The organism is Streptomyces sp. NPDC037401 (assembly GCF_055602345.1).
Genome location: NZ_JBVJWO010000012.1, coordinates 142,655 through 166,295, shown reverse-complemented (window position 1 = coordinate 166,295; position 23,641 = coordinate 142,655). Strand labels below are relative to the sequence as shown.

The 23,641-nt window shown below is 72.5% G+C and carries 19 protein-coding genes; 9 read left to right on the top strand and 10 right to left on the bottom strand.

The window, feature by feature from the left end; translation table 11 throughout:
- Window positions 1–186: 186 nt before the first annotated feature.
- Window positions 187–888 (bottom strand): HAD family hydrolase, encoded by a 702-nt coding sequence (locus tag ACZ7H1_RS15230; RefSeq protein WP_470786891.1) that lies wholly within the window; start codon window positions 886–888, stop codon window positions 187–189.
- A gap of 113 nt (window positions 889–1,001) precedes the next feature.
- On the bottom strand, window positions 1,002–4,514 hold the full coding sequence (gene metH / locus ACZ7H1_RS15225) for a methionine synthase (protein ID WP_470786889.1): 3,513 nt from the start codon (window positions 4,512–4,514) through the stop codon (window positions 1,002–1,004).
- A 295-nt stretch (window positions 4,515–4,809) separates the two neighbouring features.
- On the opposite strand from metH, the gene ACZ7H1_RS15220 reads away from it, so the two are divergent.
- From ACZ7H1_RS15220 to ACZ7H1_RS15200, 5 genes are all read left to right on the top strand, one after another.
- The gene (locus ACZ7H1_RS15220) at window positions 4,810–5,577 is read left to right on the top strand and encodes an IclR family transcriptional regulator (protein WP_470786888.1); all 768 of its coding nucleotides are present in this window, start codon (window positions 4,810–4,812) and stop codon (window positions 5,575–5,577) included.
- A gap of 326 nt (window positions 5,578–5,903) precedes the next feature.
- The gene (locus tag ACZ7H1_RS15215; protein ID WP_470786886.1) at window positions 5,904–6,659 is read left to right on the top strand and encodes an MIP/aquaporin family protein; all 756 of its coding nucleotides are present in this window, start codon (window positions 5,904–5,906) and stop codon (window positions 6,657–6,659) included.
- Window positions 6,660–6,732: 73 nt separating this feature from the next.
- Window positions 6,733–8,280 carry a glycerol kinase GlpK gene (gene glpK, locus ACZ7H1_RS15210; protein ID WP_470786884.1) on the top strand — a complete coding sequence of 516 codons (1,548 nt, stop codon included), beginning with the start codon at window positions 6,733–6,735 and terminating at the stop codon, window positions 8,278–8,280.
- Window positions 8,281–8,329: 49 nt separating this feature from the next.
- On the top strand, window positions 8,330–9,937 hold the full coding sequence (locus ACZ7H1_RS15205) for a glycerol-3-phosphate dehydrogenase/oxidase (protein WP_470786882.1): 1,608 nt from the start codon (window positions 8,330–8,332) through the stop codon (window positions 9,935–9,937).
- A gap of 181 nt (window positions 9,938–10,118) precedes the next feature.
- The gene (locus ACZ7H1_RS15200) at window positions 10,119–11,099 is read left to right on the top strand and encodes a PAC2 family protein (protein WP_470786880.1); all 981 of its coding nucleotides are present in this window, start codon (window positions 10,119–10,121) and stop codon (window positions 11,097–11,099) included.
- Between the two features lie 172 nt (window positions 11,100–11,271).
- Here ACZ7H1_RS15200 and mshC read toward each other — a convergent pair whose 3' ends face one another.
- The 4 genes from mshC to ACZ7H1_RS15180 form a co-directional block, all read right to left on the bottom strand.
- Complete coding sequence (gene mshC / locus ACZ7H1_RS15195; protein WP_470786879.1) at window positions 11,272–12,501, bottom strand: cysteine--1-D-myo-inosityl 2-amino-2-deoxy-alpha-D-glucopyranoside ligase; 1,230 nt, start codon at window positions 12,499–12,501, stop codon at window positions 11,272–11,274.
- Between the two features lie 121 nt (window positions 12,502–12,622).
- Window positions 12,623–13,459, bottom strand: coding sequence for an SCO1664 family protein (locus tag ACZ7H1_RS15190; protein ID WP_470787002.1), 837 nt, complete (start codon window positions 13,457–13,459; stop codon window positions 12,623–12,625).
- Window positions 13,423–14,013 (bottom strand): DUF3090 domain-containing protein, encoded by a 591-nt coding sequence (locus ACZ7H1_RS15185; RefSeq protein ID WP_470786877.1) that lies wholly within the window; start codon window positions 14,011–14,013, stop codon window positions 13,423–13,425. The genes ACZ7H1_RS15190 and ACZ7H1_RS15185 overlap by 37 nt, the downstream gene beginning before the upstream one ends.
- A gap of 96 nt (window positions 14,014–14,109) precedes the next feature.
- Window positions 14,110–14,892, bottom strand: a complete 783-nt coding sequence (locus tag ACZ7H1_RS15180; protein ID WP_470786876.1) for a histidine phosphatase family protein — start codon at window positions 14,890–14,892, stop codon at window positions 14,110–14,112.
- Window positions 14,893–14,947: 55 nt separating this feature from the next.
- Between ACZ7H1_RS15180 and ACZ7H1_RS15175 the strand changes: the two genes are divergently transcribed.
- Window positions 14,948–15,940: a magnesium and cobalt transport protein CorA gene (locus ACZ7H1_RS15175; protein ID WP_470786875.1), complete on the top strand. Its 993-nt coding sequence runs from the start codon at window positions 14,948–14,950 to the stop codon at window positions 15,938–15,940.
- A 26-nt stretch (window positions 15,941–15,966) separates the two neighbouring features.
- Here the strand turns inward: ACZ7H1_RS15175 and ACZ7H1_RS15170 are convergent, their stop codons facing one another.
- Together ACZ7H1_RS15170 and ACZ7H1_RS15165 are read right to left on the bottom strand one after the other, a co-directional pair.
- Window positions 15,967–16,755, bottom strand: a complete 789-nt coding sequence (locus ACZ7H1_RS15170; protein ID WP_470786873.1) for a ferritin-like domain-containing protein — start codon at window positions 16,753–16,755, stop codon at window positions 15,967–15,969.
- 318 nt (window positions 16,756–17,073) lie between these two features.
- A complete protein-coding gene (locus ACZ7H1_RS15165) occupies window positions 17,074–18,123 on the bottom strand; it encodes an LLM class F420-dependent oxidoreductase (RefSeq protein ID WP_470786871.1) in 1,050 nt (349 codons plus the stop codon).
- A 100-nt stretch (window positions 18,124–18,223) separates the two neighbouring features.
- Between ACZ7H1_RS15165 and ACZ7H1_RS15160 the strand changes: the two genes are divergently transcribed.
- Window positions 18,224–19,216 carry an aldo/keto reductase gene (locus ACZ7H1_RS15160; protein WP_470786869.1) on the top strand — a complete coding sequence of 331 codons (993 nt, stop codon included), beginning with the start codon at window positions 18,224–18,226 and terminating at the stop codon, window positions 19,214–19,216.
- The gene (locus tag ACZ7H1_RS15155; RefSeq protein WP_470786868.1) at window positions 19,213–21,507 is read left to right on the top strand and encodes a helix-hairpin-helix domain-containing protein; all 2,295 of its coding nucleotides are present in this window, start codon (window positions 19,213–19,215) and stop codon (window positions 21,505–21,507) included. The genes ACZ7H1_RS15160 and ACZ7H1_RS15155 overlap by 4 nt, the downstream gene beginning before the upstream one ends.
- Window positions 21,508–21,621: 114 nt before the next feature.
- Here ACZ7H1_RS15155 and ACZ7H1_RS15150 read toward each other — a convergent pair whose 3' ends face one another.
- The gene (locus tag ACZ7H1_RS15150) at window positions 21,622–22,305 is read right to left on the bottom strand and encodes a hypothetical protein (protein WP_470786866.1); all 684 of its coding nucleotides are present in this window, start codon (window positions 22,303–22,305) and stop codon (window positions 21,622–21,624) included.
- A gap of 47 nt (window positions 22,306–22,352) precedes the next feature.
- Between ACZ7H1_RS15150 and ACZ7H1_RS15145 the strand changes: the two genes are divergently transcribed.
- Window positions 22,353–22,541 carry a DUF5703 family protein gene (locus ACZ7H1_RS15145; protein ID WP_470786864.1) on the top strand — a complete coding sequence of 63 codons (189 nt, stop codon included), beginning with the start codon at window positions 22,353–22,355 and terminating at the stop codon, window positions 22,539–22,541.
- 73 nt (window positions 22,542–22,614) lie between these two features.
- Here ACZ7H1_RS15145 and ACZ7H1_RS15140 read toward each other — a convergent pair whose 3' ends face one another.
- Window positions 22,615–23,388 (bottom strand): chaplin, encoded by a 774-nt coding sequence (locus ACZ7H1_RS15140; protein ID WP_470786862.1) that lies wholly within the window; start codon window positions 23,386–23,388, stop codon window positions 22,615–22,617.
- Window positions 23,389–23,641 lie beyond the last annotated feature (253 nt).

The window sequence follows — 23,641 nt, the reverse complement described above, 5'->3', positions numbered from 1 at the left end:
AATCCGGACACAAAGGAAGGCCATCGGGGGCGCGGGGGCGCGCGATGGGGCGATATCAGGTGACAAAGGTCACCCGAAGCGGGCCCGGCGCGGCGATGGAATTTCGGCCTCCGCCGACGGGGCGGGCGCTTGCGGAAGCGGATGGTGACGCGGCGTGTTCGCCTGTCCGTCACCTGCGGTCACGGGTCAGTTCATCCGGGTGATGAGGGAGCGCAGGAAGGGCAGGTCGACGTCTTCGAGGGAGGCGACGACGGTGCGGCCGGGGGCGGGGGCGATGGTGCCGACGGACGGTACGGCGACGACCCGGCAGCCGGCGGCTTCGGCGGCGGCGACCCCGGTGGCGGTGTCCTCGATGACGGCGCAGCGGGAGGGGTGGGCGCCGAGTTCCCGGGCGGCGAGGAGGTAGGGGTCGGGGTGGGGCTTGGTGCGGGGGACCTCGTCGCCGGCGATGCTGAAGGTGAAGCGCTCGGGGCCCAGGGACCGCATGATCCGGTCGATGACGCGCCGGTGGGAGGCGGACACGAGGGCGGTGGGGACGTTGTGGCGGGCCAGCTCGGCCAGCAGGCGTTCGGCTCCGGGCATGAGCGGCACGTGGTCGGCGATGCGCGACTCGAAGCGCTCGTTGAGGAGCACGCTGAGTTCGGCGAGGGTGATGTCGGCGCCGGTGGCCTCGATGAGGTAGCCCGCGCTGCGGCTCATGGGGCCGCCGACGACGATGTCCTTCCAGGACTCGTCGAGGCGGTGTCCGAGCTCGCCGAAGACGGCCACTTCGGATTCCCACCAGAAGCCCTCGGTGTCCACGAGGGTGCCGTCCATGTCGAGCAGTACGGCCTGCAGCGCCGAGCCGTCGGCCGTCCGGGGGACGGATGCGGGAACCGTACTGGTCATACGGCACACCTCCTGAAGGGGACGAGAAGGCCGGCCGCCTTTCCCCGCGGGATGACCCCCCGGGGAGCAGGCGACCGGCCTGTGTGGGACCGACCAGTGTACGTCTCGTCCGCTTATCGTGCGTTGAAGTACTTGGCTTCGGGGTGGTGGATGACGATCGCGTCGGTGGACTGCTCGGGGTGGAGCTGGAACTCCTCGGAGAGGTGGACGCCGATCCGCTCGGGCTGGAGCAGGTCGGCGATCTTGGCGCGGTCTTCCAGGTCGGGGCAGGCGCCGTAGCCGAGGGAGAAGCGCGCGCCCCGGTACTTGAGCTCGAACATTTCCTCCACGCGTGCCGGGTCCTCGCCGCCGAAGCCGAGCTCGGCACGGACGCGGGCGTGCCAGTACTCGGCGAGGGCCTCGGCCAGCTGGACGGACAGGCCGTGCAGCTCCATGTACTCGCGGTAGGCGTTGTCGGCGAACAGCCGTGCGGTCTCCTCGCCGATCCGGGAGCCGACGGTGACGACCTGGAGGCCGACCACGTCGGTCTCGCCGGACTCCTCCGGGCGGAAGAAGTCGGCGAGGCACAGGCGGCGGCCGCGGCGCTGGCGGGGGAAGGTGAAGCGGGTGCGCTCGGAGCCGTCCTCGTGGAGGAGGATCAGGTCGTCGCCCTTGGAGACGCAGGGGAAGTAGCCGTAGACGACGGCCGCTTCGAGCAGGTTGTCGGTGTGGAGGCGGTCGAGGAGGCCGCGCAGGCGGGGGCGGCCCTCGCTCTCGACGAGCTCCTCGTAGGTGGCGCCGCCGGCGCGGGCCTGCTTGAGGCCCCACTGGCCCTTGAAGAGGGCGCCTTCGTCGAGCCAGGACGCGTAGTCCTTGAGGCCGATGCCCTTGATGACGCGGGTGCCCCAGAACGGCGGGGTGGGGACGGGGTTGTCGGTGGAGACGTCGGAGCGGCCGCCCGGCTCCTCGGATTCGGTGACCTGGAGGAGGGGGGTGTCGCGCTTGGCGACGCGGCGCTGCTTGAGTTCGGGCAGCTTGGCACCGGGTACTCCGCGCTTGACGGCGATGAGGGCGTCCATGAGGCGCAGGCCCTCGAAGGCGTCGCGGGCGTAGCGGACTTCGCCCTCGTAGATCTCGTGGAGGTCCTGCTCGACGTAGGCGCGGGTGAGTGCGGCGCCGCCGAGGATGACCGGGTAGTCGGCGGCCATCTTGCGCTGGTTGAGCTCTTGCAGGTTCTCCTTCATGATCACGGTCGACTTCACGAGGAGACCGGACATGCCGATGACGTCCGCCCGGTGTTCTTCGGCGGCTTCGAGGATCGCGGAGACGGGCTGCTTGATGCCGAGGTTGACGACGTTGTAGCCGTTGTTGGACAGGATGATGTCGACGAGGTTCTTGCCGATGTCGTGGACGTCGCCGCGGACGGTGGCGAGGACGATGGTGCCCTTGCCCTCGGCGTCCGACTTCTCCATGTGGGGTTCGAGGTGGGCGACGGCGGTCTTCATGACCTCGGCGGACTGGAGGACGAAGGGGAGCTGCATCTGGCCGGAGCCGAAGAGCTCGCCGACGACCTTCATGCCCTCGAGGAGGGTGTCGTTGACGATGTCGAGGGCGGGGCGCTCCCGGAGGGCCTCGTCGAGGTCGGTCTCCAGGCCGTTCTTCTCGCCGTCGATGATGCGCCGGCGCAGGCGCTCCTCCAGCGGGAGGGCGAGGAGTTCCTCGGCGCGTCCGGCCTTGAGGGACTTGGTGTTGACGCCCTCGAAGAGCGCCATGAGCTTCTGGAGCGGGTCGTAGCCCTCGGCGCGGCGGTCGTAGATGAGGTCGAGGGCGGTGTTGACCTGCTCGTCGTCGAAGCGGGCGATGGGCAGGATCTTCGAGGCGTGCACGATGGCCGAGTCGAGGCCGGCCTTGACGCACTCGTCGAGGAACACGGAGTTCAGCAGGACGCGGGCGGCCGGGTTGAGTCCGAAGGAGATGTTGGACAGGCCGAGCGTGGTCTGGACGTCGGGGCGGCGGCGCTTGAGTTCGCGGATCGCCTCGATGGTGGCGATGCCGTCCTTGCGGGACTCCTCCTGGCCGGTGCAGATGGTGAAGGTCAGGGTGTCGATGAGGATGTCCGACTCGCGGATGCCCCAGTTCGAGGTGAGGTCCTCGATGAGCCGTTCGGCGATGGCGACCTTGTGCTCGACGGTACGGGCCTGGCCGTCCTCGTCGATGGTGAGGGCGATCAGCGCGGCGCCGTGCTCCTGGGCCAGTCGGGTGACCTGGGCGAAGCGGGACTGCGGTCCGTCGCCGTCCTCGTAGTTGACGGAGTTGATGACGGCGCGGCCGCCGAGCTTCTCCAGGCCCGCCTTGATGACGGCGACCTCGGTGGAGTCGAGGACGATGGGGAGGGTGGAGGCGGTGGCGAAGCGGCCGGCGAGTTCCTCCATGTCGGTGACGCCGTCGCGGCCCACGTAGTCGACGCAGAGGTCGAGCATGTGGGCGCCTTCGCGGATCTGGTCGCGGGCCATCTCGACGCAGTCGTCCCAGCGGGCTTCGAGCATGGCCTCGCGGAACTTCTTGGAGCCGTTGGCGTTGGTGCGCTCGCCGATCGCCATGTACGCGGTGTCCTGGCGGAACGGCACGGTCTGGTAGAGCGAGGAGGCGCCGGGCTCGGGGCGCGGCTCGCGGACGGCCGGGGCGAGGCCGCGGACCCGCTCGACGACCTGGCGCAGGTGCTCGGGCGTGGTGCCGCAGCAGCCGCCGACCAGGGAGAGGCCGTACTCGCGGACGAAGCTCTCCTGGGCGTCGGCGAGCTCGGAGGCCGACAGGGGGTAGTGCGCGCCGTCCTTGGTGAGGATGGGCAGGCCGGCGTTGGGCATGCAGGAGAGCGGGATGCGCGCGTTGCGGGCGAGGTAGCGCAGGTGCTCGCTCATCTCGGCCGGGCCGGTGGCGCAGTTCAGGCCGATCATGTCGATGCCGAGGGGCTCCAGCGAGGTCAGCGCGGCGCCGATCTCGGAGCCGAGGAGCATGGTGCCGGTGGTCTCGACGGTGACGGAGCAGATCAGCGGCACGCTGACGCCGAGGGCGTCCATGGCGCGGCGGGCGCCGATGATGGACGACTTGGTCTGGAGCAGGTCCTGCGTGGTCTCGACGAGCAGGGCGTCGGCGCCGCCGGCGATGAGACCTTCGGCGTTGGTCTGGTAGGCGTCGCGGATGGCGTCGTACGAGATGTGGCCGAGGGTGGGCAGCTTGGTGCCGGGGCCCATGGATCCCAGGACCCAGCGCTGCTGTCCGGTGGAGGCGGTGTAGGCGTCGGCGGACTCGCGGGCGATGCGGGCGCCGGCCTCGGAGAGCTCGTGGTTGCGCTCCGGGATGTCGTATTCGGCGAGCGCGGAGAGGTTTGCTCCGAACGTGTTCGTCTCGACGCAGTCCACACCGACGGCGAAGTAGGCGTCGTGCACGGAGCGGACGATGTCCGGGCGCGTGGCGTTGAGGACCTCGTTGCATCCTTCGAGGTTCTGGAAGTCCTCGAGGGTGGGGTCCTGGGCCTGGAGCATCGTCCCCATGGCTCCGTCGGCGACGACCACGCGCGAGGCGAGCGCCTGGCGGAGGGCGTCGGCCCGGGTCTGGGTGTCAGCGGGCGGGTTAGGCAACGAGGCCATGGAATGCTCCCTGGGATGCGACGGCTGTCGGCTTTGCGCCCTTGTGTCGAGGCGCACGCCGTCAGGGTAACCGCGCAGGTGCCGGGCAGGTGAAGGCGTCCACGCTCCGGACGGCGACCTAGGCAACTAGGAAAGTCATCCTGGTGCGGGGGTGGCTGGCTCGACTCGGTCTTGACAGACTTTCCCGGACCATGCACAAGGTCGGCATCGACCGATAGTGTTCGTCATTGTCGAACCACGTCCGGCTCGCCGTCTCATCCACGCGCGGCCGGCAAGCACAGCAGGAGGCTGCGCGATGGCACGGAACATCCAGTCGCTCGAACGGGCTGCTGCGATGCTGCGCCTGCTCGCGGGCGGTGAACGCCGGCTGGGGCTGTCCGACGTGGCCTCCTCGCTCGGCCTGGCCAAGGGCACGGCTCACGGGATCCTGCGCACGCTGCAGGCCGAGGGCTTCGTGGAGCAGGATCAGGCCTCGGGGCGCTACCAGCTGGGCGCCGAGCTGCTCCGTCTGGGCAACAGCTATCTGGACGTGCACGAGCTGCGGGCACGGGCCCTCGTCTGGACGGACGACCTGGCGCGGGCCAGCGGCGAGAGCGTGTACGTCGGCGTGCTCCACAAGCAGGGCGTGCTGATCATGCACCACGTCTTCCGGCCGGACGACAGCCGTCAAGTGCTGGAGGTGGGGGCCATGCAGCCGCTGCACTCCACGGCGCTGGGCAAGGTCCTGTCGGCGTACGACCCGGTGGCGCACAGCGAGGCGGTGGAGGCCGAGCGCGAGGCGCTCACCCCGGCCACGGTCACGGACCTGGCGGCCTTCGAGGCCGAGCTGGACCTCACGCGGGCCCGCGGCTGGGCCGCGGACGTGGAGGAGACCTGGGAGGGCCTGGCGTCGGTCAGTGCCCCCATCCACGACCGCCGGCGGATGCCGGTGGGCGCGGTCGCCGTGGCGGGCGCGGTGGAGCGGGTGTGCGGCCCGTCCGGCGAGGTGCGGTCCGAGCTCGTGGCCGCCGTACGGGACTGCGCCCGCGCGGTGTCGCGGGATCTGGGCGCCGGCCGGTTCTGACCGCTCGCGGGCCGTACCCGCGGGAGCCGGGCAGTACGGGCGTGACGCGCGACGCGTCACGCCCCTTCGGCATGCCCGGATTAGAGCGGTTTGCGGCTGTTTACCTGGTGGTAACGATCCGGCATTCGGCCGCTTCGGACTCTTGACGCCATCTTCACCAGGGCGGAAAACTGCCGTTCACCGGTCGGCATTGTCGAACAGCTAACGGCAATACGCGTTAGGGTGTGGCAGAGCCAAGGGCCGGAATTGCACTCACCGAGTGCGCGGACCACCGGAAGGGACCCGGTGTCCGCTCACCCCCTGGACGTAGGACAAAGGAGTCGCGGGTGTCCAGCTCCGACATCTTCATCGGCGAGACCATCGGTACCGCCCTGCTCACACTGCTCGGCGGCGGCGTCTGCGCCGCGCTGACCCTCAAGAGCTCCAAGGCCCGCGGCGCGGGCTGGCTCGCCATCACCTTCGGGTGGGGCTTCGCGGTGCTGATCGCCGCCTACGTGTCCGCTCCGCTCTCCGGCGCGCACCTCAACCCGGCCGTCACCGTCGGCATCGCCGTCAAGGACGGCGAATGGGGCAACACCGGCGTCTACCTGGCCGGCCAGCTCCTCGGTGCCATGATCGGCTCCGTGCTGATGTGGATCACGTACTACGGCCAGTTCCGGGCGCACCTGACGGACCCGGAGCTGAAGCCCGACCTCACGCAGCCCGCCGGCCCGGTGCTCGGGATCTTCTCCACGGGCCCCGAGATCCGCAACGTGGTCCAGAACCTCGCCACCGAGATCATCGGCACCGCGGTCCTGATCCTGGCCATCCTCACCCAGGGCCTCCAGGACGGCGGCAAGGGCCTCGGCGTCATCGGCGTCCTGATCACGTCGTTCGTGGTCGTCGGCATCGGCCTCTCGCTGGGCGGCCCGACCGGCTACGCCATCAACCCGGTGCGCGACCTCGGCCCGCGCATCGTCCACGCTCTCCTGCCGCTGCCGAACAAGGGCGGCTCGGACTGGGGATACTCCTGGATCCCGGTGGTGGGCCCGCTCGTCGGCGCCGTGCTCGCCGGCGGTCTGTACAACATCGCGTTCGCCTGATTCGCAAGAACAGCAGCAGCTGCACCGACCACCTGACTCGCTTCCCTCTTACGGACATCCAGGAGCAGACACCATGACCAAGAGCACCGGTACTTCCTCCCACGGAGCCGGCCCGTTCATCGCCGCGATCGACCAGGGCACCACCTCCTCCCGCTGCATCGTCTTCGACCGCGACGGCCGCATCGTGTCGGTCGACCAGAAGGAGCACGAGCAGATCTTCCCGAAGCCGGGCTGGGTCGAGCACGACGCCACGGAGATCTGGACCAACGTGCAGGAGGTCGTCGCCGGGGCGATCGCCAAGGCGGAGATCACCGCGGCCGACGTCAAGGCCGTCGGCATCACCAACCAGCGCGAGACCACCGTGCTGTGGGACCGGCACACCGGCGAGCCGGTGCACAACGCGCTCGTGTGGCAGGACACCCGCACCGACGCCCTCTGCAAGGAGCTCGGCCGCAACGTCGGCCAGGACCGCTTCCGCCGCGAGACCGGCCTGCCGCTCGCGTCGTACTTCGCCGGCCCGAAGGTCCGCTGGCTGCTCGACAACGTCGACGGCCTGCGCGAGCGCGCCGAGGCCGGCGACATCCTCTTCGGCACCATGGACTCCTGGGTCATCTGGAACCTCACCGGCGGCGTGAACGGCGGCGTGCACGTCACGGACGTCACCAACGCCTCCCGCACCATGCTGATGAACCTCCACACCCTGGCGTGGGACGAGAAGATCGCCGAGTCCATGGGCGTCCCGCTCAACGTGCTCCCGGAGATCAAGTCCTCCGCCGAGATCTACGGGGAGGTGAAGGAGGGCGCCCTCGCCGGCGTCCCCGTCGCCTCCGCGCTCGGCGACCAGCAGGCCGCGCTGTTCGGCCAGACCTGTTTCGCCGAGGGCGAGGCCAAGTCCACGTACGGCACCGGCACGTTCATGCTGATGAACACCGGCGACAAGATCATCAACTCCTACAGCGGCCTGCTGACCACGGTCGGCTACCAGATCGGCGAGCAGAAGCCCGTCTACGCCCTGGAAGGCTCCATCGCCGTCACCGGCTCGCTCGTCCAGTGGATGCGCGACCAGATGGGCATGATCAAGACCGCGGCCGAGATCGAGACCCTGGCCTCCTCCGTCGACGACAACGGCGGCGCGTACTTCGTGCCGGCCTTCTCCGGCCTGTTCGCCCCGTACTGGCGCTCCGACGCCCGCGGCGTGATCGCCGGCCTCACCCGCTACGTCACCAGGGCGCACATCGCCCGTGCCGTGCTGGAGGCCACCGCCTGGCAGACCCGCGAGATCACCGACGCCATGACCAAGGACTCCGGCGTCGAGCTGGCGGCGCTCAAGGTCGACGGTGGTATGACGTCCAACAACCTGCTGATGCAGACGCTCTCCGACTTCCTGGACGCCCCCGTGGTGCGCCCGATGGTCGCCGAGACCACCTGCCTCGGTGCCGCCTACGCCGCCGGCCTGGCCGTCGGCTTCTGGCCCGACACGGACGCGCTGCGCGCGAACTGGCGCCGGGCCGCCGAGTGGACCCCGCGGATGCCCGCCGACCAGCGGGACCGCGAGTACAAGAACTGGCTCAAGGCCGTCGAGCGGACCATGGGCTGGATCGACGAGGACGAGAACAGCTGACACCGGCTGACGTACTTGTCGATCACTGACAGCTGACGAGGAGCTAACAATGAGCAGCCTGCAGAGCGTGCCCGCACTGGGCACGCACCCGACCGCCGGTTCGACCGCGAGCCGCGCCGAGACCAGAGAGCAGCTGGCGAAGGCCACGTACGACCTGCTGGTCATCGGCGGCGGAATCCTGGGCACTTCGGTGGCCTGGCACGCCGCGCAGTCGGGTCTGCGGGTCGCCATGGTGGACGCCGGCGACTTCGCCGGCGCCACCTCCTCGGCCTCCTCCAAGCTCGTCCACGGCGGTCTGCGCTACCTGCAGACCGGCGCGGTCAAGCTGGTCGCCGAGAACCACCACGAGCGCCGGGTGCTGGCCAAGGACGTGGCCCCGCACCTGGTCAACCCGCTGACCTTCTACCTGCCCGTCTACAAGGGCGGACCGGTCGGCGCGGCCAAACTGGGCGCGGGCGTCTTCGCCTACTCCGCCCTCTCGGCCTTCGGCGACGGCATCGGCAAGGTCATATCGCCCGCCCGCGCCGCCGCCGACAACCCGGGCCTGCGCACGGACAACCTGAAGGCCGTCGCGGTCTACTACGACCACCAGATGAACGACTCGCGCGTCGCGGTCATGACGGTCCGTGCGGCCGTCGAGTCCGGCGCCGTCGTCCTCAACCACGCCGAGGTCACCGGCCTGCGCACGACGCAGGGCCGGGTCTCGGGCGCCGAGCTCAAGGACCGCCTGGACGGTACGGAGTTCGGGGTCAACGCGCGCGTCGTGCTCAACGCCACCGGCCCGTGGGTGGACCACCTGCGGCGCATGGAAGACAAGCACTCGATGCCGTCGATCCGCCTCTCCAAGGGCGCGCACATCGTCATGAAGCGCAAGTCGCCGTGGAAGGCCGCGATGGCCACCCCGATCGACAAGTACCGCATCACCTTCGCCCTCCCGTGGGAGGACCAGCTGCTGCTCGGAACGACCGACGAGAAGTACGAGGGCGACCCGGCGGACGTGCGCGCCACCGAGTCCGACATCCAGCAGATCCTGGACGAGGCGGCGTTCTCGGTGCAGGACGCCGACCTGGACCGCTCGCTGATGACGTACGCCTTCGCGGGCCTGCGGGTGCTGCCCGGCGGCCCCGGCGGCGTCGAGAAGGCCAAGCGCGAGACCGTGGTCTCCGAGGGCAAGGGCGGCATGCTGTCCGTCGCCGGCGGCAAGTGGACCACGTACCGCCACATCGGCCGCGTCGTCATGGACAAGCTGGCGAAGCTGCCCGGCAGCCCGCTGACCGAGGACATGGAGCCGGTGAAGTCCCTGGTGCGCCGGGTGCCGCTGCCCGGTGTCGCCAACCCGAACGCCGTCGCGCACCGCCTGCTGGTGGACCGCGACCCGGGGATGCGGATGGACCCGCTGACCGCGCGCCACCTGGCGACCCACTACGGCTCCCTGGCCTTCGACATCGCCCGTCTCGTCAACGAGGACCCGTCGCTGGGCGAGCGGATCCACGAGGACGGCCCGGAGATCTGGGCGCAGGTCGCCTACGCCCGGGACCACGAGTGGGCCGAGACCGCCGACGACGTCCTGCGCCGCCGTACGACGGTGACGATCCGCGGTCTGGACACGGACGGCGTGCGGGCGCGCGTCGAGGACATGCTCAGCCGCAAGGCCTGAGCCCGTCCGGCCCGCGGGGCCCGGTGCACGAACCGGGCCGCGCGGGCCGCAGAAGGGGCGGTCCGCATGCGGACCGCCCCTTTGTGCTGTACATCGCCGTTTTCCGCACGCTGTGGCGGGGATGGATCCAAGCCGTAGGCTGACCCCGGTAACGGCAAGGGAACTTCGGAAGGAGACCTGGGTGATCGAGCTTGAGGGCGTGCCCGAGCTGATCGACCCGGTCATGGTGGCCGCGTTCGAGGGCTGGAACGACGCGGGTGACGCGGCCTCCGGTGCGGTGGCGCACCTGGACCGGGAGTGGAAGGGCGAGGTCTTCGCGGCTCTGGACGCCGAGGACTACTACGACTTCCAGGTCAACCGCCCCACGGTGTGGCTGGACGGCGGAGTACGGAAGATCACCTGGCCCACGACGCGGCTGTCCGTGGTCCGCATCGGCGGGGCGAAGCCGCGCGACCTCGTACTGGTCCGCGGGATCGAACCGTCCATGCGCTGGCGGTCGTTCTGCAACGAGATCCTCGGTTTCGCGCACGAGCTGGGCGTCGAGATGGTCGTCATCCTCGGGTCGCTGCTCGGCGACACCCCGCACACCCGGCCGGTGCCGGTCAGCGGCGTGACGTCGGATCCGGACCTGGCGCGGACCATGGACCTGGAGGAGACCCGGTACGAGGGCCCGACGGGCATCGTGGGGATCCTCCAAGAGGCTTGTACGCACGCGGGGGTGCCCGCGGTGTCGCTGTGGGCGGCGGTGCCGCACTACGTGTCGCAGCCGCCGAACCCGAAGGCGACGCTGGCGCTGCTGAACCGGCTGGAGGATCTGATCGACCTGCGGATCCCGCTGGGCGAACTGCCGGAGGACGCACGGGCCTGGCAGCTGGGCGTGGACCAACTGGCCGCCGAGGACAGCGAAGTGGCGGAGTACGTCCAGACTCTGGAGGAGGCCCGCGACACGGCCGATCTCCCGGAGGCGTCCGGCGAGGCCATCGCGCGGGAGTTCGAGCGGTACCTGCGGCGGCGCGACGGCGGTCCGGGGCCGGCCACGGACGGCGGCGACGCGACGTACCTGCGGGACACGTCGGGCGGGCGGACCCGGCCGCCGAAGCCGCCCCGCAAGCCGGACGGATCCCCGGAGGACACCCCTCCGCCGGAGACCCCGGAGGGGTAGCGCACGGCGACCGGCCCCGGGCGGCGCCCGCTGCGGGCCGCGGGGCCGGTGCGGGCGTGCAGGGGCGAGAACGGCCGAGGGGGCCGGCACCGTGAGGTGCCGGCCCCCTCGCACGTACGGGGTGCCGTGTCGCCGTGCGGCTGCCCGGTGGCTGCCGGCGGCTGCCGTGCCGCTACAGCGCGACGCCCAGGAGGGCGTCCACCGTGCGGGAGACCAGGCCGGGCGCGGACTCGTCCGTGCCGCCGCCGGACTCCTGGAGCGCGGCCCAGCGGTCGACCGCGGCGAGCGCGGCGGGCGCGTCCAGGTCGTTGGCGAGGGCCTCGCGGACCTCCTCGACGAGCGCCTCGGCGGACGGTCCGTCGGGGCGGGAGACGGCCGCGCGCCAGTGCCCGAGCCGCTCGACGGCGGCCTCCAGGACGGCGTCGGTCCACTCCCAGTCGGCGCGGTAGTGGTGCGACAGCAGGGCGAGGCGGATGGCGACGGGGTCGACACCGGCCCGGCGCAGCGCCGAGACGAAGACGAGGTTGCCCTTGGACTTGGACATCTTCTCGCCGTGGAGGGCGACCATGCCGGCGTGGACGTACGCCTTGGCCATGGGGAACTCGCCGGTCAGCACCTGGGCGTGGGAGGCGCCCATCTCGTGGTGCGGGAAGGCCAGGTCCGAGCCGCCGCCCTGGATGTCGAAGCCCATCCCGAGGTGGTCGAGGGCGATGGCGACGCACTCGATGTGCCAGCCGGGCCGGCCGCGGCCGAGGGACGCGCCGTCCCAGCTGGGCTCGCCCTCGCGGGCGGCCATCCACAGCATCGGGTCGAGCGGGTTCTTCTTGCCGGGGCGCTCGGGGTCGCCGCCGCGCTCGGCGGACAGCAGCCGCATCGCCTCGGCGTCGAGGTTCGAGACCTTGCCGAAGTTCGGGTCGGACTCGACGGAGAAGTAGACGTCGCCTTCGAGCTCGTAGGCGGCGCCCGCGTCGCGGAGCCGTTCCACGAGCGGCACGATGCCGGGTATGGCCTCGACGGCGCCGATGTAGTGCTGCGGAGGGAGCATCCGCAGGGCGGTCATGTCCTCGCGGAACAGGGAGGTCTCGCGCTCGGCGAGTTCGGTCCAGTCGTGGCCGTCGCGCAGGGCCCGCTCCAGCAGCGGGTCGTCCACGTCGGTCACGTTCTGGACGTAGTGAACCTGCCGCTTGGTGTCGAGCCACACGCGCTGGACGAGGTCGAACGCGTTGTAGGTCGCCGCGTGACCCATGTGGGTCGCGTCGTACGGGGTGATCCCGCAGACGTAGATACGGGCGACGGGACCCGGGACGAGGGTGATCGTCCGCTGGGTCGCGGTGTCGTGGATCCGGAGGTCGCGGCCCTTGCCGGGCAGGGCGGGAACCTCAGAAGCGGGCCAGGCATGCATGCCTTGAGCCTAACCGGACGGATGTTCCGGAAACGAACCGGATGGGGACTGTTGGCCGGATCGGCGCTCTTGCGGTCCGCCGGGGGGTGTGCATGGGCCGCGGTCGGCGCTGCGGTGCACGTCAGACGGGCGGCCACGGGATCGCGGGCCACTGCCCGGAGGGTTCCGGGTGCCGCCCGGTGCGCAGCAGCTGAGCCACCCGGCCGCGTACGGCGGCCAGCTCGGCCGGGGTGATCAGTTCGGCCAGCCGGGTGGCGAGGGGGGTGCCGTCGGCGAGCGCGCGGGCGAGTCCGGTGAGCACGGTCACGGCCTCGGGGGTCAGGGGTTCGCCGGCCCAGCCCCAGAGCAGGGTGCGCAGCTTGTCCTCGGTGTGGAAGGTGACGCCGTGGTCGATGCCGTAGAGGCGCCCGCCGGGTGCCGGGAGCAGGTGGCCGCCCTTGCGGTCGCCGTTGTTGATCACGGCGTCGAGGACGGCGAGCCGGCGCAGGCGCAGGTCGTCGGCGTGGACGAGGAGGGCGGTACGGCCCTCCCCGACCTCGGCGAAGGCGACGGGCCGCCAGCCCTCGCCGGCCTCCTCGCCGTCCACGAGGGCGAGCAGGCCGCCCTCGGGCGCCTGCTCCTCGGACTCGATCCACTGCTGGACCATGCCCTCGCCGTACGGGCCGTCGCGCAGCACGGTCGGGGGGATCAGGTCCCAGCCACTGGCCTGTGAGAGCAGGTACGCGGCCACCTCGCGGCGGGCGAGGTTGCCGTCGGGGAAGTCCCACAGGGGGCGCTCCCCCGCGACCGGCTTGTACACGCACTGGGCGGTTGCACCGTCACATGTGACGGTGCACAGCAGCACGGCATTGGAGGCCTCGCGGATGCGGCTGCGCACGGTCAGCTCGCCGCGCCTGAGCAGCTCTTCGGTGTCCACGGTCGTCACGCTCCGCGGCGGTATCCGTTCTGGCGCGGACAGACGTGCCCCTCCGGGTCCAGCGGCAGGCTGCACAGCGGGCACGGCGGCCGGCCGGCGTTGACGACGTCGAGGGCGCGCTTGGCGAACGCGCGGGCCTGCGCCCCGGTGAGGCGGACCCGCAGCATCGGCGGGCCGTTCTCCTCGTCCTGGAGGAGCCTTTCCTCGGCTTCCGCGAGGTCTTCCTCCGAGTCGGCGTCCAGTTCGACGAGCGCCTGCGCCTCGACGATCATGCGCTGCTCCTCGCCGTCCCAGGCGAGTGCCATGGTGCCGACGCGGAACTCCTCGTCGACGGGCACGTCGAGCGGGGCGGTGTCGGTGACCTCTGCGGGGGCGACGGCGGGCACGGGGGCGTTGCCCCCGGTGCGCCGGACGACCTCGTCCAGCAGCTCGTCCATCCGCTCGGCGAGCGCGGCGACCTGGGTCTTCTCCAGGGAGACGCTGGTGACCCGGGGGCCGGCGGACGCCTGGAGGAAGAACGTACGGCGTCCAGGCAGACCGACCGTGCCGGCCACGAAGCGTTCCGGCGGGTCGTAGAGGAACACCTGACGGGGCACGTCCAGTCTCCAGGGGAATCCGGCTGCGGAACACGTGCAGCGCGCGGGCAGGGCGGGGCCGGGGTCCGGCGTTCTCCACCCTACTGCGCCGTTCGATCACACCGCGCCCGTGGCGCCTCCCACGACGGCGTTCGCGCCATATTCCCCGCCGTTCCCGGCCGTCCCTGCCTCCCCTGCCGTCCCCGCCGTGTCGGCGTCCTCGGCGGTGTCCGCGGCCTCTGCGGGGCGGGTGTTCGCGGCGGGCTCGCGCGGGGCGAGCGAGCCGAGGTCGCCGGTGTCGCCGAGGCGCAGCAGGAAGGGGCGCAGCGGGGTGTACCGCACGACGGTGACCGAGCAGGGCTCCACGGAGACCCGCTGGAAGAGGTCGAGGTGCATGCCGAGGGCGTCCGCGACAAGGGACTTGATGATGTCGCCGTGGGAGCACATCAGGTAGACGGCCCCGGCGCCGTGCTCCTCTTCGATGCGGGCGTTCCAGTCGCGTACGGCCTCGACGGCGCGCTGCTGCATGGCCCGCATCGACTCGCCGCCCGGGAAGGCGGCGGCGGAGGGGTGCTGCTGGACGACCTTCATGAGGGGTTCGTCGGCCAGTTCGGAGAGTTTGCGCCCGGACCAGTCGCCGTAGTCGCACTCGCCGATGCGGTCGTCGGTGTGCAGGGGCAGGCCGGGCCGGGCGGCCAGCAGCGGTGCCAGGGTCTCCGCGCAGCGCTGGAGCGGGCTGGTGACGGCGGCGGCCAGCGGCAGTGCGGCGAGCCGCCCGGGGAGCGCGGCCGCCTGCGCGGCGCCGTGCTCGTCGAGCGTGACCCCGGGGGTCCATCCGGCGAGCAGCCCGGCGGTGTTGGCGGTGGAGCGTCCGTGCCGTACGAGGATCAGCGTGGCCATGCGGACCAGCGTAGGCGCTGCCGCGCGGATGCGGGGCGGGTGCGGGCGGGGGACAATGCCCGGCGTGATTGTCGACTGCGCGATTTACAAGGACGGCAGCCGGGTGGCGGGTCCGGCCGATTTCTCGGACGCCCTGGACGAGGCGAGGGCCGGCGGGGACGCGTTCCTGTGGATCGGGGTCCACGAACCGACCGCGCGCGAATTCGATCTCGTCAGCAGCGAGTTCGGGCTGCATCCGCTGGCGGTGGAGGACGCGCTGACCGCGCACCAGCGGCCGAAGCTGGAGGTGTACGACGACTCGCTGTTCGTCGTGCTCAAGCCGGTGGTCTACGACGAGTCGTCGGACTCCGTGACGGCGGGCGAACTGATGGTGTTCATCGGGGATTCGTTCGTGGTCACCGTGCGGCACGGCGAGGGCGCCCCGCTCGGCGCCGTGCGCCGGCGGCTGGAGGAGGAGCCGGGGGTGCTGCGGCACGGTCCGACGGCGGTGCTGTACGCGGTCAGCGACGCGGTCGTGGACCACTACATCGACGTGGCGGCCGAACTCCAGGCGGACCTGGAGGAGCTGGAGGCGGACGTCTTCGCCCCCGCGGCCTCCGACACCAAGCACACCGCGGCGCGCATCTACAACTTCAAGCGGCAGGTCATGGAGTTCCGGCGCGCGACGAATCCGCTGACGCAGCCGATGACGCGGCTGGCGGGGCCGGGCGTGCCGTTCGTGCACGACCAGGCGCGGCCGTTCTTCCGGGACGTCGCGGACCACCTGGCCAAGGCCAACGAGTACGTGGAGGGCCTGGACCGGCTGCTGTCGGACGCGCTGGCGGCGCACCTGGCGCAGATGGGCGTGCGGCAGAACGACGACATGCGCAAGATCTCCGCGTGGGCGGCGATGGCGGCGGTGCCGACGATGGTCGCGGGCGTGTACGGCATGAACTTCGCGCACATGCCGGAGCTGGGGCAGTGGTGGGGGTACCCGCTGGCGCTCGGGGTGATGGCCGCGGCGGTGACGGGCCTGTTCCGGCTGTTCAAGCGCCGCGGCTGGCTTTGAGGGCTCGGCGACGGCTCCCCGCGGCGTCAGGCGAACCCGGGAGCCGGCGTGGCCGGCCCGCCCAGGGCGTCGCGCCGCTCCGGCATCGTCAGGCTGACCGCCTTGTGCCACCCGGCGAAGCGCTCGTACGCGTACGCGCCGCGGATGCCCGCGCGCAGGGTCGCGGACTTGGCGGCGGGCCACTTCAGGATCCGGCCCATGTGGTCCATCACCGCGAGGCTCACGTCGCGGTAGATGCCGATCTCGGCGAGGGCGCTCTCGCGCAGCACGCGCTGGATGGTGCGGCCGTGGCCCTCGCGGGCGAGGCGCAGCAGCTCCTCGTGGCAGTACGCGAGGTGGTTGTCCTCGTCGTGGCTGATCATGCGGATGGCACGGCCGACCTCGGGGTGGTCGCCGAAGTACTTCACGAGCATGACCATCTGGTCGGCGGCCCGCTGCTCGGTGACCCGGCTGTGCGAGAGGTAGACGACGATGTCGTGCTCGGTGAGCGGGGTGGCGGCGCGCAGCTTGGCGTGGGCGAGCCCGATGCCGTTCTTCTCCAGGAGCATCGTGTAGTCGGTCTCGGGGGGCACGGGGACGGGAGGCAGGCCGCGCTTCTTGAGGAGCGCGTTGAAGATCCTGCCGTGCTTGTCCTCGTCCGCGCCGTGCCGGGTGATCTTCGGGGCCATGTCCGCCATGGACGGGGGTACGAGCGCGGCGATCCGGGCGTTCTCCCACCCGCCCTGCGACTCGCCGCTGGCCGCGATGGAGCAGAACAGCTGGAAGGAGTCGTCGTTGTCGACGATCTCCTGGAACAGGCTTCGGGCCGAGAGCATCACTGCCACCTCCTACGGGCCCCCTCAGACGAGTGAAATGCCGATGGGGGAGGCGGGCAACAGGTGCGTCGCAGCACTCGGCCGAACGAAGTACGCGGAGGACACGGCGGACACGGCGGACACGGCGGACACGGCGGACACGGCGGATACGGCAGGACATGCCGGGACACCGCGGACCGGGTGGAGGGGGACGCGGTGAGCGGCCGGGCGTAACCCGCGGGGCCCGGCGGGCGTTGTTGGCTGTGTCGGCCGTGGCGGGGAAGACCCCCGAGCCCCCACCACGGCCGCAGACCCCTCCCGCGGGGCCCCCGGACGGGGCTACGCCAGTCCGGCGAGCTCCAGGGCCTCGACACCCGCCCGTACGGCCGCCAGGCGCTCCTCGCGGGTGAAGCCCGCGGGGGCAAGCGTGAGGGTGGTGACCCCGGCCTCGGCGTAGGCCTTCATGCCGTCCGCGATCCGCTCGACCGGGCCGAGCAGGGTGGTGGAGTCGATCAGCTGGTGGGGCACCGCGGCCGCCGCGCCGTTCTTGTCGCCGGACAGGTACTTGTCCTGGATCTCGGCGGCTTCCTTCTCGTAGCCCATGCGCTGGGCTAGCTGGTTGTAGAAGTTCTGCTTGCGGCTGCCCATGCCGCCGACGTACAGCGCGGTGTACGGACGGAACACGTCGGCCAGTGCGTTCACGTCGGCGCCGAGCGCGAGCGGCACGGTCGGGCAGACGTCGAAGCCCTCCATGGTCTTGCCGGCCTTCTCGCGGCCCGCCCGGATGTGGCCGAGCGCCGTCGACTCCAGGTGCTCCGCGGCCGGGAAGATCAGCAGGGCGCCGTCGGCGATCTCGCCGGTCTGCTCCAGGTTCTTGGGGCCGATCGCGGCGATGTAGAGCGGGATGTGCTCGCGCTCGGGGTGCACGGTGAGCTTGAGCGGCTTGCCGGGGCCCCCGGGCAGCGGGAGGGTCCAGTGCTCGCCCTCGTAGCTCAGCCGCTCGCGGGTCATGGCCTTGCGGACGATCTCGACGTACTCGCGCGTGCGGGCCAGCGGCTTGTCGAACTTCACGCCGTACCAGCCCTCGGAGACCTGCGGGCCGGACACGCCGAGGCCGAGGCGGAACCGGCCGCCGGTCAGCGAGTCGAGGGTGGCCGCGGTCATCGCGGTCATCGCGGGCTGGCGGGCCGGGATCTGGAGGATCGCCGAGCCGACGTCGATGCGCTCGGTCTGGGCGGCGACCCAGGCGAGCACGGTCGGGGCGTCGGATCCGTAGGCCTCGGCGGCCCAGCAGACGTCGTAGCCGAGGCGGTCGGCCTCCTGGGCGACGGCGAGGTTGTCGGCGTCCATGCCCGCACCCCAGTAACCGAGATTGATGCCGAGCCGCATAGGTCGTCCCCTTACCGGTTTACCGATCAGTAACGTTGGTCTGCGGGGACTGTAGCGCGCCCGGCTCCGATCCGTCAGGGCCCCAGTAGTCTCAGCGCTCATGGAGCAGAGGCATCTCGGCCGGACGGGCCTGCGCGTGTCCCGGATCGCACTCGGCACCCTCACCTGGGGACAGAGCCCCGGCGGCTCGGCCGAGTCCGACGCCGCCGAGCAGTTGAAGGTGTTCTGGGAAGCGGGCGGCACGCTCGTCGACACCGCGGACGTGTACGCGGGCGGCGACGCCGAATACCTCCTCGGCCAGCTCGTCGGCGGGCTCGTACCGCGACGCGACCTGGTCATCGCGACCAAGGCGGGCGGCGTACGGGACCCCGAGCGGCGCTGCGACGGCTCGCGCGGCCACCTGCTGGCCGCGCTCGACGCCTCGCTGGCGCGGCTGGGCACGGACTACGTCGACCTGTGGCAGGTCCACGCCTTCGATCCGTACACCCCGCTGGAGGAGACCCTCCAGGCCCTGGACCTGGCCGTGAGCAGCGGGCGGGCCCGGTACGCGGGCGTGGCGGGCTTCTCCGGCTGGCAGCTGGCGAAGGCGGCGACCTGGCAGCTGGCCGCTCCGGGCGTGCGGACCCGGCTGGCCAGTACGCAGATGGAGTACTCGCTCCTCCAGCGCGGCGTGGAGCGGGAGGTGCTGCCGGCCGCACTCGACCTGGGCGTCGGCCTGCTGCCCGCCTCTCCGCTGGGCCGCGGGGTGCTGACGGGCAAGTACCGGGACGGCACCCCGGCGGACTCGCGGGGCGCCTCGGAGGTGCTCGCGGGCTTCGTGGCGCCGTACCTCGACGAGGCGGCGAGCCGGATCGTGGACGCGGTCGCGACGGCGGCGCACGGTCTGGCCGTGACCCCGCTGCAGGTCGCGCTGGCGTGGATCCGGGACCGGCCCGGTGTCACCGCGCCGGTCGTCGGCGCGCGGACCGCGGCGCAGCTCGCGTCGGCCCTGTCAGTGGAGGCGCTTAGTCTTCCCGAGGAGATCTGCCAGGCGCTGGACGACGTTTCGGCGCCCGTGCACCGCTACCCCGATCAGGACTGGAGCACGTTGTGAGTACCGAGCGCGCCGATCGCGCCGAAGGCGCGGAGAGCGGCCCCGGAGACGGGGCCGACGCCGCCGTGGGTGCCGGAGAAGCAGGCGCCGCGGAGGCCGCGGAGGCGGCGGCGGTCTCGGACGTCCCGCAGGAGCCGGAGGGCGCGCAGGAGCCGGAGGCTGGCGGGGACGGGGAAGCCGGCGCCGGCGCGGCGGCCCAGGACTCGGCGCCGGCGGAGGCGGCCGCGCCCGCCCTGAGCGAGGCCGAGGCCGAGCTCGCCGCGCAGAAGGTGGAGCGGGAGCGGATCGAGCGGCGCAAGGCGGAGCGCGAGGCTCCGATCGAAGCGGGGGCGAAGCTCAGCGGCACGGCCGCCGATCTGCTGGCGGCCGTACGGGCCGTGGAGAGCGGGCAGCGTCCCCAGACCCCGCCCCCCGTCCGGTCCTTCGACGGCCGCGGCGAGCAGGCACCGCGCCGGGCCCCCGCGCCCGCCGCTCCCCCGCCGCGCCCGGCCCCGGTCACCCCGGCGACCCCCGCGCCCGCCGCCCCGCCCCGGGATCTGGTCGAGGCCGTACGGACGGTGCTGGCGGTCGGCGGCGCACCCGCCGCACTCGCCGCAGCGGCGGCCGCGACCCTCGGCGACGGCGCGGCCGAGGTTCTGCGGCACGACCCGTGGCGGCTGCTGGAGCTGCCCGGGGTCAAGCCGGCGCAGGCCGACCAGTTCGCGCGCGCCCTGCTGGGCCCGGAGTGCGGACCCGCCGACGAGCGCCGGTCCGTGGCCCTGGTCGGCTGGCTGTTGGCGCAGGCCGCGCTCAAGGGCCACACGGCACTGGAAGCGCCCGTGCTGACCGGCGCGCTGGGCCGGTACGGCGTCCCGGACGCGGACCGGGCACTGGAGGAGGCCATCACGGACGGCGCGGTGCTCGTCTTCCAGGAGGCCCTGGACGAGCCCGCCGCCGCCCCCGCGAGCGCCGGAGAAGACGCGGAGGCCGAGCAGCCCGTGCGGCTGCTCGTAGGGCTGGAGGGCCACGCCCTGGCCGAGGAGAGCCTCGCGGACGGCCTGGCCCGGCTGATCAACACCTTCGGCAAGGAAGGCCCCCCGGCTGATGGCGGGGACGGCGAGTCCCGCTGGGAGGGCGCCGCGACCGCCGCGGCCGGACCCTCGGCCGCGGAGCTGATCCGCGCGGCCGCGGGCCACGGCCTGGTGACCCACACCGGCGGAGAGGCGGCCCGCGCGGAGCCGCTGGCCCTGGTCGCGGCAGCGCACGCGCTGGGGCTGCGCGCCTGTGCGGCGGCGCACTCCCCCGACGGCCGGGACCGCGCCGCCGCGGCGCTGCCCGACGGGGCCGCCGTGACGGTGGCCGAACTGCTGTCCGGCGCCCGGGGGCCGGGGCGCGACGCCGACGGGGCCCTCGCGCTCGACCTGCTGGTGGTGCTGGACGCCCCGCAGCTCGACGTGGACACCGCCGCCGCGCTCGTGGAGTCGGTCGCCGACGGCGCCCGGCTGGTACTCAGCGGAGACCCGGGCGGTCTCGGATCGGCCGGACCGGGACGGGTGTTCGCCGATCTGCTAGCCGCCCGCGCCTGCCCGCAGATCGCCTCCCGCACCCCGGACCCGGGGCCGCTCGGCGAGCTCGTCTCCGGAATCGGCATCGGGGAGCTGGCGCAGGTCGACGCCCCCGGCAAGGAGGTCGTGATCGTTCCGGTGCGGGACGCCGGGGAGGCCGTGCACCGCACGGTGCAGCTCGTCGCCGACTCCGTGCCGCGGGCTTTCGGCATCGAGCCCCGCCACACCCTGGTGATCACCCCGGGCCACGGCGGATCGGCGGGCACCCGCGCGCTGAACACCGCGCTGAAGGAGCGCCTGAACCCCGGCCCCGGCCGGTTCGGCGGCTTCGACCCCGAGGACCGGATCGTATACGTGCCCTCGCCCGGCCGCGCCCTGCCCGGCCGGGTGCTGTCCGCCGACGCGGCCGGACTGCACCTGGAGTGCGCCGGCGAGCGGATCGTCGTACCGAAGGAACACGTGGAGTCGGCCGTCCGGCACGGCTGGGCCGTGACGGCACACCAGGCCGTGGCCACCCGCTGGCCGGCCGTGGTGGCGGTGCTGCCCGGGGACGCGGCGGACGCGCTGTCGCGGGACTGGGTGTACACGGCGTTCGGGCGGGCCGAGCGGCACCTGTCGGTGGTGCACGGCGTGGACCAGGCGCTGCCGCGCGCGGTGGCCGAGGTCCCGGCCCGGCCCCGGACGACCCGGCTCACGGCGCTGCTGCGGGCCCTGGTGGCCGCTGCGGGCACGGAGAGCGCCGTCTGAGACCCCGCCCGCGGGCGGACCCGCGGGCATGAGGACGCCCGGGTGCCCCTGCGGTCGGCAGGGGCACCCGGGCGTTCGGGCAGCAGGTGCGGACGGTCGGGGCGCGTGCGGGGGCTACGGGCGCGGGGACTCGAGGGGCTCCAGGTCCGTGTCGTCGGCGTCGGCGCCGGCGTCGTCCTCGTACTCCTCGTCGGCGTCGGCGTCCTCGTCGAAGACCGAGCTGAAGTCGAACCGGTGCAGGACGTGCTCGGGGTCAGCCTGGTCGAAGGGCGTGTTGAGCCACTCGCCGGGCTCGGAGGCCTCCTCACCGGCCGCGACCCAGAGGGTCGAGTCTCCCTCTTCGAGCCCGAAGTCCTTGTGGCGGGAGGCGATTTCGTCCGGCTCGTACTCGCCGAACAGCACCCCGAGCGCGCCCGCGGTGCCGGAGGCGTCCGCGGGATCGAGATCGCGGTCGAGCGCGGAGACACGTTCCGCCTGTGCGATGAGCCGCTGGGGCTCGGCCACGACGTAGTCGCGGCGGATCAGCACGCTGAAGGCGGTCGGCTCGGCGGGCCCGGCGTAGGGCACCGCGTCCTCGGTGGCCGGGATCTCGAAGGGCGTGACCTCGTCGTAGCGCTCGTAGAGCAGTTCGTCGTACTCCTCGGCGGCCGCGGCCAGTTCGTTGAACGCGGCATAGACGGCCGGGTCGTCGTCCCCGGTCCGGCGCTCGACCGCCGCCAGGTGACGGTCCAGCGCGATCTTGACCGCCTCGGCGGCGGCGCGTACCTCGGCAGCGGTGGGCTGAGCAGCATCAGACATAGTGCAGACGCTATCCGTACCGGGTCACTGCGCGCACAATAGATGCGATGCCGGAATACGAATTTGTCGACGTGTACGTGCCCCGCGGTACCAGCCGCAAGGAGGCCACCCGTCTGCTGACCGACCACGCCGAGTACGGAAACTGGGAGTTGGACCGGCTCTCGCTGCGCCGCGACGGCAGCCGTCGCGTACGCCTGCGCCGCCGGATCATCCGCCAGCAGCGGGCCACGTGGTGAGGGGCCGGTCCCCGCGCCGGGTGCGCGGGGACCGGCCCCTCACGGCCTCCGCGGCCGCGGTCCGGGCCGGCCGTCAGGCGGCGGCGCGGGCCCTGCGGTAGAGCACGGCCCCGGCCAGCAGCATTCCGGCGCCGATGGGCAGGACCACGCCGAGCGCGCCGTCCGCGCCGGTGTGGGCGAGCGCGGAGCCCTGGACGTGCACGTCACCGCTGCCCTTGGCGCTCGCGTTGGCGGAGTCGCGGTGCGCGACCTTGCCGGTACCGGACGTGTCCGGGTTGCCGGGCTTGCCGGGCTCACCCGGCTTGGCCGGGTTGCCGGGGTTCCCCGGAGTGTTGGGCCGACCCGGCTCACCGGGCTTGCCGGGCTCACCCGGCTTGGCGGGCTCACCCGGCTTGGCGGGCTTGCCGGGCTTCCCCGGCTTGCCGTGGCCGTCGTTCGCGCACTGGTTGCCGGCGGCCGGGTTCAGCAGGCCGACGACCGAGACGGTGTTCCCGCAGGCATTGACCGGGACGTGGACCGGAGCCTGGACGGTGTTCCCCGAGCCGACGCCCGGAGAGCCGTGCGCGCCGCCCTTCGCCTGGGCTCCGCCATGGCCGTGGCCCTTGCCGGTGTTCGCGCACTGATTGCCGGCGGCCGGGTTCAGCAGCCCGATGACCGACACGGTGTTCCCGCAGGCATTGACCGGAATGTGGACCGGAGCCTGGACGGTGTTCCCCGAGAGCACTCCCGGCGAGTCCGACGTGCCGCCCGCGGCGCCTGCGTCCGCCTGTGCGTATCCCCCTCCGAGAGCGAGGACACCCCCTGCGGCCGCCACGGTGATCAGCGTCTTCCTGGTGACCTGTCGCATGTGCTCGTATACCCCCTGCTGCGTTGCTCGTGCATGCCGGCGCACGTGCTCCCCTGCTCGCACGCCGTAGAAAGCCCCGGAGCCCCGGGGGGGGGGGGGGGGGGGGGTCGGGGGGGGGGGGGGGGGGGGACGGGGGGGGGGGGGGGGGGGGGGTGGGTGGGGGGGGGGGGAGGGGGGGGGGGGAGGGAGGGGGGCGTGTAGTTGGCGGTTGTGTCTCCGTGCTTGTGTTAGGCGGTGTGGGCCTCTCCACCCT

Bases quoted from the DNA above. Each gene is read 5' to 3' on its own strand.
- ACZ7H1_RS15230 (WP_470786891.1), bottom strand. From the start codon at position 888: ATGACCAGTACGGTTCCCGCATCCGTCCCCCGGACGGCCGACGGCTCG.
- metH (WP_470786889.1), bottom strand. From the start codon at position 4,514: ATGGCCTCGTTGCCTAACCCGCCCGCTGACACCCAGACCCGGGCCGAC.
- ACZ7H1_RS15220 (WP_470786888.1), top strand. From the start codon at position 4,810: ATGGCACGGAACATCCAGTCGCTCGAACGGGCTGCTGCGATGCTGCGC.
- glpK (WP_470786884.1), top strand. From the start codon at position 6,733: ATGACCAAGAGCACCGGTACTTCCTCCCACGGAGCCGGCCCGTTCATC.
- ACZ7H1_RS15205 (WP_470786882.1), top strand. From the start codon at position 8,330: ATGAGCAGCCTGCAGAGCGTGCCCGCACTGGGCACGCACCCGACCGCC.
- mshC (WP_470786879.1), bottom strand. From the start codon at position 12,501: ATGCATGCCTGGCCCGCTTCTGAGGTTCCCGCCCTGCCCGGCAAGGGC.
- ACZ7H1_RS15180 (WP_470786876.1), bottom strand. From the start codon at position 14,892: ATGGCCACGCTGATCCTCGTACGGCACGGACGCTCCACCGCCAACACC.
- ACZ7H1_RS15175 (WP_470786875.1), top strand. From the start codon at position 14,948: ATGCCCGGCGTGATTGTCGACTGCGCGATTTACAAGGACGGCAGCCGG.
- ACZ7H1_RS15170 (WP_470786873.1), bottom strand. From the start codon at position 16,755: ATGCTCTCGGCCCGAAGCCTGTTCCAGGAGATCGTCGACAACGACGAC.
- ACZ7H1_RS15165 (WP_470786871.1), bottom strand. From the start codon at position 18,123: ATGCGGCTCGGCATCAATCTCGGTTACTGGGGTGCGGGCATGGACGCC.
- ACZ7H1_RS15160 (WP_470786869.1), top strand. From the start codon at position 18,224: ATGGAGCAGAGGCATCTCGGCCGGACGGGCCTGCGCGTGTCCCGGATC.
- ACZ7H1_RS15150 (WP_470786866.1), bottom strand. From the start codon at position 22,305: ATGTCTGATGCTGCTCAGCCCACCGCTGCCGAGGTACGCGCCGCCGCC.
- ACZ7H1_RS15145 (WP_470786864.1), top strand. From the start codon at position 22,353: ATGCCGGAATACGAATTTGTCGACGTGTACGTGCCCCGCGGTACCAGC.
- ACZ7H1_RS15140 (WP_470786862.1), bottom strand. From the start codon at position 23,388: ATGCGACAGGTCACCAGGAAGACGCTGATCACCGTGGCGGCCGCAGGG.